Origin of the sequence: Coleofasciculus sp. A1-SPW-01, from assembly GCF_040217205.1 — a bacterium.
In the GTDB taxonomy this organism is placed as follows: Bacteria; Cyanobacteriota; Cyanobacteriia; order Cyanobacteriales; family Coleofasciculaceae; genus Coleofasciculus; species Coleofasciculus chthonoplastes_A.
Genome location: NZ_JAVJNP010000125.1, coordinates 1 through 10,834, shown reverse-complemented (window position 1 = coordinate 10,834; position 10,834 = coordinate 1). Strand labels below are relative to the sequence as shown.

11 protein-coding genes and 1 pseudogene are annotated in these 10,834 nt (G+C 45.3%); 5 read left to right on the top strand and 7 right to left on the bottom strand.

Annotation, left to right across the window (positions count from 1 at the left end):
• Positions 1-595: 595 nt before the first annotated feature.
• Together RH949_RS18640 and RH949_RS18635 are read right to left on the bottom strand one after the other, a co-directional pair.
• On the bottom strand, positions 596-1,840 hold the full coding sequence (locus tag RH949_RS18640) for a sensor histidine kinase (RefSeq protein WP_006100692.1): 1,245 nt from the start codon (positions 1,838-1,840) through the stop codon (positions 596-598).
• Between the two features lie 23 nt (positions 1,841-1,863).
• Positions 1,864-2,238 (bottom strand): Hpt domain-containing protein, encoded by a 375-nt coding sequence (locus RH949_RS18635; protein WP_446355178.1) that lies wholly within the window; start codon positions 2,236-2,238, stop codon positions 1,864-1,866.
• Positions 2,239-2,637: 399 nt separating this feature from the next.
• Between RH949_RS18635 and RH949_RS18630 the strand changes: the two are divergent.
• A pseudogene (locus RH949_RS18630) lies at positions 2,638-3,225 on the top strand (IS607 family transposase).
• Positions 3,137-4,366, top strand: coding sequence for an RNA-guided endonuclease InsQ/TnpB family protein (locus RH949_RS18625; protein ID WP_052307456.1), 1,230 nt, complete (start codon positions 3,137-3,139; stop codon positions 4,364-4,366). The pseudogene RH949_RS18630 and the gene RH949_RS18625 overlap by 89 nt, the downstream one beginning before the upstream one ends.
• On the opposite strand, the gene glgA is transcribed toward RH949_RS18625, so the two are convergent.
• The 3 genes from glgA to RH949_RS18610 form a co-directional block, all read right to left on the bottom strand.
• Positions 4,334-5,776, bottom strand: coding sequence for a glycogen synthase GlgA (gene glgA / locus RH949_RS18620; RefSeq protein WP_044206544.1), 1,443 nt, complete (start codon positions 5,774-5,776; stop codon positions 4,334-4,336). The two genes, RH949_RS18625 and glgA, sit on opposite strands and share 33 nt — an antisense overlap.
• Positions 5,777-6,008: 232 nt before the next feature.
• Positions 6,009-6,965: a ribonuclease III domain-containing protein gene (locus RH949_RS18615; RefSeq protein ID WP_446355175.1), complete on the bottom strand. Its 957-nt coding sequence runs from the start codon at positions 6,963-6,965 to the stop codon at positions 6,009-6,011.
• A 10-nt stretch (positions 6,966-6,975) separates the two neighbouring features.
• On the bottom strand, positions 6,976-7,470 hold the full coding sequence (locus RH949_RS18610) for a universal stress protein (protein WP_446355173.1): 495 nt from the start codon (positions 7,468-7,470) through the stop codon (positions 6,976-6,978).
• 289 nt (positions 7,471-7,759) lie between these two features.
• Here RH949_RS18610 and RH949_RS18605 point away from each other — a divergent pair, with 289 nt between their 5' ends.
• The 3 genes from RH949_RS18605 to RH949_RS18595 all read left to right on the top strand — a co-directional run bounded on the left by RH949_RS18605 (position 7,760) and on the right by RH949_RS18595 (position 9,640).
• Positions 7,760-8,866: a metallophosphoesterase family protein gene (locus RH949_RS18605; RefSeq protein WP_446355171.1), complete on the top strand. Its 1,107-nt coding sequence runs from the start codon at positions 7,760-7,762 to the stop codon at positions 8,864-8,866.
• Positions 8,867-9,044: 178 nt separating this feature from the next.
• Entirely contained in the window at positions 9,045-9,275 is a 231-nt protein-coding gene (locus RH949_RS18600) for a hypothetical protein (protein WP_044206540.1), read from the top strand.
• Complete coding sequence (locus RH949_RS18595) at positions 9,269-9,640, top strand: type II toxin-antitoxin system PemK/MazF family toxin (RefSeq protein ID WP_446355169.1); 372 nt, start codon at positions 9,269-9,271, stop codon at positions 9,638-9,640. Before RH949_RS18600 ends, RH949_RS18595 begins: the two co-directional genes overlap by 7 nt.
• A gap of 64 nt (positions 9,641-9,704) precedes the next feature.
• Here the strand turns inward: RH949_RS18595 and RH949_RS18590 are convergent, their stop codons facing one another.
• Complete coding sequence (locus tag RH949_RS18590; protein ID WP_446355167.1) at positions 9,705-10,136, bottom strand: hypothetical protein; 432 nt, start codon at positions 10,134-10,136, stop codon at positions 9,705-9,707.
• Between the two features lie 6 nt (positions 10,137-10,142).
• Positions 10,143-10,529, bottom strand: coding sequence for a hypothetical protein (locus RH949_RS18585; protein WP_446355165.1), 387 nt, complete (start codon positions 10,527-10,529; stop codon positions 10,143-10,145).
• Positions 10,530-10,834: the final 305 nt, after the last annotated feature.

Here is a 10,834-nt window from a genome sequence, read left to right as displayed (position 1 = left end):
TCCAATTGTTGCAACGAAATACCGGACTGGTATCAACAGTTGGGTTGTCAAACCTTGCCGCATCGAGCGGCGTGGTTTGACCTCTATCCCCCTCCGACCTACTTCGTTGAGGTCGGAGTCCCACGAGGTAAAACGATGGATATCGGAGTACCAAGGCAGGGAGAGGACATTCTTTAACTGTTGCCTGTTCCCTTGCTCAACTGATGTCCTACCGTATTCCTGTTATGCTATACAGTTGTTAATTTTTGCAAACGGTTTGCTCCTATAGGTAGGGTCTGCGGAATATAGCCTTACCAAGGCAGGTTAGGACATTCCTAAAGTTCTCTCTTGCCTGTTATCAGGTCATTACTGGGATTGACTAACGTGTCTGCGTAGTGCTATAAGTCTTGTGGTGGGGTTAGAGAGCAGGGGAAGCAGAGGAAGCAGAGGGAGCAGGGGGAGCAATGGTACATTTTCGGTGATTCTATCGCCATAGTTTTAATAGATAGTCTCACATTTCCTTGAAGATTAAAAACTTTTTCTACGCATCAACTCATTGATTGATAGTTCAGGGTTTCGGCTTTTTGCAGCAAGCCCTAGGTATACAAAAAGTTACCTAATTAGATACGGTTTTGGCTTTGATAGAGGTAGGCAGCTCAATCCGAAATTCTGTATCCTTACCGGGTTCTGAAAAACATTGAAGTGAGCCTTTATGCTGTCCAACAATAATTTGGTAACTAATGGCTAGTCCTAAGCCAGTACCCATCCCAATCGGTTTAGTGGTGAAAAACGGATCAAAGATACGGGCTTTAACCTCTGGGGGGATGTGAGACCCGTTATTGGCAATGCGAATCCTAACATGCTTATTGTCGAATTGTTCCGTCCGGAGACTAATCCGAGCGGGCATTGTACCTGGTTGGTCTCTAATGGCGTCAATGGCGTTGTTCAGAATATTCAGAAACACTTGATTTAACTGACAGGCATAACATTCAACTAAGGGTAAGTTGCCGTAGTCTTTGACGACCTCAATATTCAATTCGGGTTGATTCGATTTTAAGCGGTAGTGCAACATCAATAAGGTGTTGTCAAGTTCTTGATTAATATCAACCGATTGCAAACCCGAACGGTTTTGCCGGGAAAACTCTTGTAGAGAAAGAACCATTTTCTGGATGCGTTGGGTTCCTCGGCGCATTGAAGATAAAACTTTAGGTAAATCGTCAATGAGAAAGTTCAGATCAACGGTTTCAATTTTGTCAATAACATCGGGGGGAGGGTTGGGGGTGATTCCTTGGTAGAGATTGAGGAGTTCAATTAAGTCTTGGGTGTAGCGTTCAGCGTAACTGAGGTTACTGTAGATAAAGGTGACGGGGTTGTTGAGTTCATGAGCTAAGCCGGCGACAAGCTGCCATAAGCTTGCCATTTTTTCGGTTTGCACCAATTGTGCCTGAGTTTGTTGTAATTGTCGCAGCGCTTGACTTAACTGTTGAGTTAATTGGCGCGATCGCAGCCCCGCCCTAACCCGTGCTAATAATTCTTCCATATCAATGGGTTTGGAGATAAACTCATCAGCACCAGCATCTAAGCCTTGAACGCGATCGGTAATTTGATCGCGCATGGTGAGTAAAATGATAAACGTGGTTGCCAATTCCGGATCAGCTTTCACTTGGCGACAGACTTCTAGTCCATCGAGACGCGGCATAATCCAATCACATATAATCAAATCCGGATGGAACAATTTAACCTGGCGTAGGGCTTCTTCTCCGTTGTTGGCGATCGCGACGTCGTGATTTTGACTCGTGAGTAGATTTTTCAGCACAAGCTGAACCGTCAAATCATCATCAACCACTAAAATTTTCGCCATAGCCGATTAACCGCAATGCTATATTAGGGGAATTTGTGGGAAAGATATGATTGTACCCCTAACCTCTGGCTCTCTAGTGCAATAAGCAGATCGGCAGCATTGGACAAATTCTCGGCTTTTGCCTGACGCTCCAATTCAGTCGCGATCGCTTGGAGAGATGAAACACCCACATTAGCCGCCGCCCCTTTCAGTTGATGGGCGCATTTGGCGACTGTAGAATAATCATTGACAGCTTCAGCTTGTTTAATCGCGTCTAGGTTAAGGCGAATGACCTCCAGCAAGGCGGCAAGCAGCTCACCTTTTAACTCGACTTCACCTAGACTTACTTCCTCTAAGCGATCCAAGTCGATCTCGATAGCGTTGGTAGAATTGCTCGGTGAAAAATTCGATTCAGACAAAAAGCTTCAATTCCGATTTTTATTGGGCAGTAGTTAATTACAACCTTACCATGAACTGATCACGCTGGTGGTTCAGTGGAAATGCAGGAAAGCCGAGGGACTCCAGGTGCAGGGGCGCAGCGACGTCTCGTAGTTCATCTGCAAACTGAGTAAGGGCGGGTTTTGCACAAATGTTACCATCAATAGCCCACAGAAAATCCCCAAACCCGCCCCTACAAGTATCACGAATCACCTTTTCCCCTTAGATTCCCGACGCCTTAATTAAATCGGTCGGGGATTGAGTCGGGACGTGAATCTAACTGTTAATGAATAAACCATGATTTGCCAGCAATTTCTAGATTTTTCTGGAAATATCTCCTCTTGTGTGGTAGGATATTGAGTGAGTTATCAAACACTAACATAAGATATGCCACGCCGAGGGAAGCTTCTCAAGTCCTCCAAGTCTCTCCAAAAACACTGCGAAACTGGGACAGAGACGGCGAGAACTGAACAATTAGAACTCCTGCGGGTCATCGACGGTACGATATCGATTCCGTCGTCAATCCAGAGGGCGATACAAGAATCAGAGTCCTCTATGCCAGAGTTAGCTCATACAAACAAAAGTCAGAGATGGTGCGACAAGCCGACTACCTGCAATCCCTGTTCACAAACGGAAAGCTTATCAAAGAAGTCGGCTCAGGACTCAACTACAAGCGCAAAGGACTTCTTTCCCTTTTGGGACAAGTTTTGTCAGGAAATGTCAGAGAAGTTGTGGTCTCGATCAAAGACCGACTTGTCAGGTTCGGTCTTGACCTTATCGAATGGCTCTGTCAACAAAAAGATTGCTTCCTCGTGGTTCTCAACCGAAGTGACTTGTCTAATGAGCGAGAAATGGTTGAAGATATCCTTGCCATCGTCCATGTCTTCAGTTGCAGATTGTACGGTCTCAGAAAGTACAAGTCTGCTATCAAAGAAGATCCGAGTTTATCCAGAAACAACGCTGGCTAAAGCCTGGTTTCAGTGGATTTCGGCTGCACGATGGTGCTTTAATCAGGCAATAGCCATACTTAAGACCCAGAAAATTGGCAAATACGACCTCCGAAAAATGGTCATGGACATGGCTCCATCTTGGGTAAGTCAAACCCCTTATAACCCACGCCAACTGGCGGTATTTCAAGCCTTTGAAGCACATAAAGCGGCAAGGAAGTCGGGGGGAGATGCTCAATTCAGATCTGTGCGTGAACCCGTTAAATCCATTCGGTTTCAAAAGGACAATTGGAAGAAGGGAGCGTTTTACCCGACACAGACCAAGGGATTAAGCTTTAAGGCAAGTGAGCCAATCATCGATAAAATGCACCATGAACCTGCCTTGGTCTTGGACAGAGGGCGCTGGTTTATTTGTTATGCCATAGACGCGCCTAAGCCCGAACCTTTGGATAGCCAACTGGCTATCGCCCTTGACCCTGGCGTGAGAACATTCTTGACCGGGTTCGACGGTTCTGAAGTCTGGGAGGTTGGCAAGTATGACATAGGGCGCATTTATCGGTTAGCCAGTCACCTTGATCGGCTGATGTCTCGAATCGGTCTATCTAAGGGACGCCAGTTTAAACACTTGCGGTATCGGTTGCGAAAAGCGGCACAAAAAATTCGGATTAAGATCCGAAATTTGGTAGATGAGTTGCACAAAAAAGCAGCTAACTACCTATGTACCAAGTACAAGATAATATTTTTGCCCACGTTTGAGGTGAAAAACATGATCAAACGGGGCAAACGACGGCTGTCAACTAAAACAGCGCGAAAGCTGGTTACATGGTCGCATTACCGTTTTAAGATTTCGTTGAAGCATCAAGCAGCCAAGTATGGCTGTGTTGTAGTAGACGTGACGGAAGAGTACACCAGTAAAACCTGTTCAAAATGTGGTCATGTTCACACAAAATTAGGAGGCAACAAACGATTCGTTTGTCCCTCCTGTGGTCATACTATTGGGCGTGATATCAATGGCGCTTTCAACATTCTGTTGAAGGCTTTGAGAGATACCTCCACATCTGGTGTGATAGCTTCATTCCAGATTGTGCCATACTCAGAAACTTCCGGAGCCATACCAGATTTTTCCGGGTTAAATGTATCTGACAACACCTGTAAGGGTTGAATCAGTCTCTTGTGTTTGGGCAGTTTCCTCCTCTGGCGGTAATCCTAAAACCTCTCGGTAGGTGCGGATATACTGTTTGGCTGATTTATCCCAACTGAAATTCTGACGCATACCGCGTTGCTGTAGCGTTGTCCATTGATCTTTAAAGCGGAAACCTTCCCAAGCCCGTACCATACAGGTATAAAAGTCTAACGGTTCATAGCGGTCAAAACAGTAACCCGTCCCAGTTTGGCTAACCGGTTCATGGTGAAAAACCGTATCCACCAGACCCCCGGTGCGCCGGACAATGGGGACACAACCATAGCGCATAGAGAGCATTTGAGTAATGCCACAAGGTTCAAAGCGGGATGGCATTAGGAATGCATCACAACCCGCATAAATGCGTCGAGACAGAGCATCACTATAAAGGAGTTGGACAGACACACGACCCCGATAGCGAGATGCCAATTGCCACATTTGGGTTTCGTAGTAGCGTTCACCAGATGCCAGCAATATAAATTGGGCATCGCTGTAAGCCAGGAAGCGATCAATGACTTGTAATAATAGGTCAATCCCCTTTTGCTCCACCAGGCGCGTGACCATGCCCATGAAAAAGGCATTGGAGTTGACTTCTAAGCCCACCTCTTCTTGCAGGGTCACTTTGTTTTTGCGACGTAATTCCAGCGTATCGGCGCTGAAATTTTGCTCGATATATTTGTCGGTTTCTGGGTCATAACTATCCGTATCAATGCCATTAATAATCCCGACAGTTTTACCACTAATGAAAGACATTAAGCCTTCTAGGGTTTCGCCGTATTCAGCCGTGCAAATTTGTTCAGCATAAGTTGGCGACACGACAGTCACTCGATCCGCAAATTGTACCGCTGCTGCCATTGTATTATGACCTTGCATATACCAGGGACACCAGGTTATCTGCTGTAAGCGCCAGCGCCAGGGACCTTGATACGCCAAATTGTGAATCGTAAAGACGGTAGAAATATCGGGTGACTGGCTCATCCACACTGGAATCATGCCTGTATGCCAATCGTGGCAATGAATGATTTGCGGTTTCCAGTAGTTCCAGGCAAACTCAGCCGCGCCATTAGCAAAGAGGGTAAATCGCCAGTCTTCATCCGCTCCGGCGTAAATATGGCGTCCTGAGAAGGCGAGATGACCAAACAGATAGAGGGGGACATCGGTTCCGGGTAATACCGTCTCATAGACAGCGAATGACTCAAACATGGCAGATCCCCACCAAACAGGTTCTTTGGGAATCTCCATCTTGTCGGGTAAAAAGCCGTAATACGGCATAAAAATCCGCACATCATGTCCCAAGCGCTTCAGGAACTTAGGCAATGCACCCACAACATCCCCCATACCGCCGACTTTTGCCAGGGGCGCTACCTCTGCGGCAACAAACAGAATATTCATAATGATGGTTGTGTACGATGAAGTCTCAAGTAGTAATACTATCCTTCAGAGGGGCGTTTACAATGACGAATCCTTGAATTCGGGGCATTTTTGCGTCAATGTGGGGCGATAGAAATCAAATTACAGGTCAAACCCCTGTTCCCTGTAGAGGCGATGAACCACCTGTAGGGGGAATCTGCTTGACCTAATTGCTCTCTGGGAGTTATATCGATAAGTTTTACGGCTACCTAACCTAACCTTCCATCACCTGATTAAACCGATCTCTCCCCGCATGATAATCTTTACTTTCATACCCCATAACATGCCGGACAATCCACTTTTGTGATCTGCCATCCTCCATCAGTAAACGAATCGCCTTCCTTAACACCTGCTCCTGATCAACAAACCGTTCAACAAACCAGTTTTCGGTTTCCGCAAATCCCCGCTTATCATTTTCAGCACTGCGATTCAGATAAACGGCAGCTAATAATGCCTTAAATGATTTGCCTAAAACTTTCTCATTTCCCAAATTTAGCGCCGTCAACTCTTCAGTCGTGATTTGATTGATAAAGTTGGATTGATTATCTTTAGAGGTCAATTCCTTAAATAAGTCATTTAAATTGCCCACTTTAACATTGGGAAGATAGCCAGACAAATAATCCGCAACTATCCCCTTCAATACCGCATCTCCCAGAAACCTTAACTGTTTATTCGGTGACGAACGCTCTTTTATCTTTTTTAAATGACGCTCCAGCAACGGTGCAATCAACTGCTTAACCAACCAATTCCGTGCTTGAGAAAACCCCCGATCCTGATGAATCGCCCCAACTAACGCGATCAATGCTTCTTCAAAGGGATTGTGATTTTGTAAACGCAAGCGATGCCGTTCTTGCGTCAGTCCCAGAAACGGATACCCTTCGCCTAACCCCAATTGATACCACAGTTTTGTTAACCGTTGTCCTTCGACTAACTTGTCCCGTAATCCTTTAAAATTGCTCACCTCTAAATAGGGACAGTTGTGATATAAATAGTCAGTAATTACCAGATTAACAGTAGCATCTCCAAGAAATTTTAATCGCTCGTTATTCTGTTCAGATTCTCCAATTTGTTCAGCATAAGAGCGATGCATCAAAGCAAGTCTAAGTGTATCACTATGCTTAAATTGAATACCAATTTGGTTTTCTAAAGATTCAGAATTCCATTCCATCATTTTTACAGGATTAAGACGTTTTAACAGTAGGTAATTGCACCGTCAGGACTGAACAGGGAGCATGGTGAAGAACGTAATTACTAGCACTCCTCAAAATTAACTCCGAAAGCCCCGACAAACCCCGATGACCAATGACAATGAGATCAGCTTGCCAATTCTTCGCCACCTTACAGATGGTTTCCCCCGGACTTCCTGGCACTTGGGTAAACTCAGCCGAGACACCAGCCGTCGTAGCTTCATCTGTGCGCGATCGCAAAATCTCCAGACATTCGCTTTCAAATTCGTCCCACTGCTTGCGGTAGGCAATATTCACATCATCTAATCGCCACGGATAGTAGTCCACCTCGGAAAATCCTGGCATACCCGGACTCGTGTCTTCCTCCGGAGACAGAACGTGCAACAGTAATAGATTACCCTTGACCGCTTTGGCTAACTCTAGGGCTTGCTCAAAAACATGATCACCCATACCAGAGGTATCTATGGCAACAAGCATCTTTTCAAACATAACTACTTTCTCCAAAACCCTGGTAAATAGTAGGGTTGTTACCCCTCTGACAATGGTATAATGAATGTCAACTCTGGATAGTGCCGCTCGATTTCGGCAAAGCCCTAGCTTATAGATACTAATTCTAATCTAGCGATTGTGTCGGAATCTGGCTCGAAAATATACAGAATAATTAATTTTTGTGAAAATCTAGATACCAGAAACATCTCAGGTTTCACAGAAACTTTTGCAGCCAATACAAATCCGAGACTTAACCTGGAAACCAAAGGCTGAGAGAGGGAAAAATTTCATGAGTTTAAATGCCCGCTTTGCCGTAATCAGTGACTTACACATCGCCCTGCCCCAAACTATTTGGGATATTCCCAACCGCTTCCATTTAGTGGAAATCAGTATCCCTGCCCTAGAGTTAGTATTCAATCATTTAGAACAGCTTAATCTAGATTTTCTCCTACTTCCAGGAGACTTAACCCAGCACGGCGAACCGACTAACCATGACTGGCTACAAAGGCGATTGTCCCAGCTACCCTACCCGGTTTACGTTGTACCTGGTAATCATGATGTCCCCACGCTATTACCTGATGAACGTTCGATTGGATTAAAGGAGTTTCCCCACTACTATCGTCAATTTGGCTATAACAATCCAGATCAACTCTACTACACCTATGAAATTTTCCCTGGTGTGCAGCTTATTAGTTTAAATTCCAACCAATTTGACCAGATGGGTAAACAACTCGGTTGTCTCGATGCACCCCAATTGGCATGGCTTGAGGATGTACTTGCCCAGACTAAGGATAAGTTGATTGTGGTCATGGTACATCACAATGTTATTGAACATCTACCGGATCAAGCCAAGCATCCCTTGGGACGCCGCTATATGCTGGATAATGCCCCCACCCTGTTAAATCTGCTCAAAGCGGCTGGGGTCAATTTGATTTTTACGGGTCATCTTCATGTCCAGGATATCGCCTATCACCAGGGAATCTATGATATTACCACTGGATCATTAGTCAGCTATCCCCATCCCTACCGCGTCTTAGAACTGCGAACCGATAATTTAGGGAATCGCTGCTTACAGATAGAATCCCATCACATCACCTCTGTACCCGGTTGGGAGAATTTGCCGGAAATTTCGCGAAAATGGATGGGCGATCGCTCTCATCCGTTTATGGTAAAGTTACTTACCGCCCCACCTTTATGTTTACCCCAACACGACGCGGATAAACTTGCCCCCAGTTTACGTAACTTTTGGGCTGATATTGCTGTGGGTGACACCTATTTTGATTTTCCCGATTTTCCGCCGCCTGTCCGCCGCTATTTCCAAACGTTCAGCGCGATGGATAGTAATGGTAAACCTGCTTTTATCGATAATCACGCGACATTATTGCTGGAGTCATGAATCTGTGAAGTGGACGCGATCGCTTATCATAGTGGGGCGAGGATGAACAAGGAGACTCGCTGAACCAAGAATCTTCGTCCATGCTTTCTTCATGGGCGGGAAGTGTCAATACAGATACTTAACTGCACTCTTGAGGAATTTCCCACAGAGGCAGGATTGAACATGGGAGATTCGATAAATGACTGTATATGAGAAAACCATAGCGAAGATTCGCCAATTACCGGAACCACTTGTCCAGCAAGTGAACGATTACATTGAGTTCCTGCTGATGAGAAGTGACAACAGACGTGCTGCTTTATGGATGCAGTTTAACGAAGCGCTAGAAATTGCTGAATCTGATTTCACTGACTACTTATCGAATTTAGAAGAGTATGAAGAACGTCTCGCTCGTGGAGAAATTCAGTGGTAGCCAAGCCTTTAAGCAGCTTACAAATCAGACGGGGAGATGTAGTTTTATGTGACCTGAACCCAGTCGTAGGTACAGAACAGGCAGGGATAAGACCTGTAGTGATTCTACAGATTGATCGGGCTAATGCTGTTAGTCCTCATACTATTATTGCGCCGTTTACAACCAAGATACGGCAAAAGCTTTTACCTTCTCATGTGTTTGTTCCAGCAGGAGTTGGGGGTTTAAGCCAAAATTCAGTGATTCTGTGTGAACAAATTCGAGTCATTGATAAATCTCGGATTATTAGAGTGCTTGGTCATTTGGATGATATCTATCTCCAAGAACTAGCTCAAGCTCTCTGTACGATTCTAGATCTATCACTTTGAGCTAATGGGTGAAGCAAAAGCTATTTTGTAGAGAATTATTTTCATCTATCCACACTAAACTCAATCAATCCTTGGAAGCGATCGCACGTTGATAAACTGATAAACTAGCATAGCCCTGCGCCTTGGCAACGGGTGGTATCTGTGGGGAAATGGCTTCCAGACATTTCCACCTAATTTTGTCCAGGAATGACAAGACAGAGGCGACATATTGTTTTTGATGCTTCGTGTGATCAAATTTAATCGCATTCCACAGATGTTCTAACTGTTCCCAAGTCGAGCATTTTTGCAGGTGACAGGCTACAGCATTTTCCCATTGTTCCATTTGGCGATAACTGATAAATTGTCCGCCTTTGTCCAAACGGTGAACGAATATAACATAAAGCCAGGATTCAACTTTGACAATTAGGGATTCGGAAATTCCCAGGAATTGGGCGATTTGGCGTTTGGTGATGCGGAACTTTTTCGCGGGGTTAATACGGCGAAATAAGGCAGTCATTGGAGTTTAGATTTTAATTTTTGAATAGGTGAATGGGTCATCGTTTTCGGGCGGGATATCAAAAAGAATGGTAAAGTTCAACGTAGGCATGAACCGTCGCAGAACTTGCAAGTGTCCTTCTGCATCGCTGCGGCTGCGAAGACGGCAAACGACGCGCCGTTGACTGTTTGGCAGGTGGCGAACGATACACCACGGGTAGAGTTTATTTTTGTAGGTCATGATGTACTCTTGGTTATTGGGTGTTGAATCAGGGAATGTGGATTGGTGTTCTAGCCGATACCCTGTGAGTTGTTTGGGCGGGATTAATGGCGGTGAAAACGTTGCCAGTTGACCGTTTCCAGCGTTGGCGCTGGTAATCACCGTCAGGAGGGAAAACGGCGCGAATGGCAGCAAATTGTGGCGCGACAGCGAGTGTCGAGCTTGCGTTTAATGTCTTCATAGGGTATGTATGGATAGACTGAGTGAGTGCGATCGCCCTTTTGCGGCATCGCTTTTTGGTCAGATAAGATAAGATGTCTAATGCGTAAGCTATCTAGACAGCCAGATGAAACCTAGCCATTCAGCAACCCCACGCTACTAACGTGGAGCGTGGGGATTGCCAGAGACAAGTCTGGTGACGCAAGAGTTGAATAGACCACTAGCCATCAACTGATACACACTTCCGAATGCTTCCCCAGTTCGGATCAACTGTAAGCCTA

Excerpts from the sequence above, each read along its gene's own strand:
- RH949_RS18640 (WP_006100692.1), bottom strand. The coding sequence starts at position 1,840 with ATGGCGAAAATTTTAGTGGTTGATGATGATTTGACGGTTCAGCTTGTG.
- RH949_RS18625 (WP_052307456.1), top strand. The coding sequence starts at position 3,137 with ATGTCTTCAGTTGCAGATTGTACGGTCTCAGAAAGTACAAGTCTGCTA.
- glgA (WP_044206544.1), bottom strand. The coding sequence starts at position 5,776 with ATGAATATTCTGTTTGTTGCCGCAGAGGTAGCGCCCCTGGCAAAAGTC.
- RH949_RS18615 (WP_446355175.1), bottom strand. The coding sequence starts at position 6,965 with ATGATGGAATGGAATTCTGAATCTTTAGAAAACCAAATTGGTATTCAA.
- RH949_RS18610 (WP_446355173.1), bottom strand. The coding sequence starts at position 7,470 with ATGTTTGAAAAGATGCTTGTTGCCATAGATACCTCTGGTATGGGTGAT.
- RH949_RS18605 (WP_446355171.1), top strand. The coding sequence starts at position 7,760 with ATGAGTTTAAATGCCCGCTTTGCCGTAATCAGTGACTTACACATCGCC.
- RH949_RS18600 (WP_044206540.1), top strand. The coding sequence starts at position 9,045 with ATGACTGTATATGAGAAAACCATAGCGAAGATTCGCCAATTACCGGAA.
- RH949_RS18590 (WP_446355167.1), bottom strand. The coding sequence starts at position 10,136 with ATGACTGCCTTATTTCGCCGTATTAACCCCGCGAAAAAGTTCCGCATC.